1 protein-coding gene is annotated in these 240 nt (G+C 67.5%); it reads right to left on the bottom strand.

Annotated features, from left to right (window positions below; translation table 11 throughout):
* A partial coding sequence (locus tag QJT78_RS52620) for a transposase (RefSeq protein ID WP_281460994.1) occupies positions 1–240 on the bottom strand: 240 nt, incomplete at both ends.

Genomic DNA, 240 nt, shown 5'->3' with positions numbered 1-240 from the left:
ACGACGGGCGATGCGGGGCTTCTTGCCTTCCGCCTTCAGCCGGGCCCGTCGGGCATGGGTGTCGTAAGCCGCATCGGCCCACACCACGGCTTCGTCGCCGCGGATCAGGCCATCGGCTGGCGTGGTGTCGTTGATGTTGGCGGGCGTGGTCAGCACTGCGCGGATCAGGCCGGATCCTTCGTCGACGCCCACATGGGCCTTGTAACCGAAGGTCGAGCCGCTTTTGCCTTGCCGCTTGGC

Source organism: Bradyrhizobium sp. Mp27, from assembly GCF_029953005.1.
Taxonomy (GTDB): Bacteria; Pseudomonadota; Alphaproteobacteria; order Rhizobiales; family Xanthobacteraceae; genus Bradyrhizobium; species Bradyrhizobium barranii.
The sequence above is the reverse complement of the archived record's forward strand: the minus strand, read 5'-3'. Positions and strand labels throughout refer to the sequence as shown.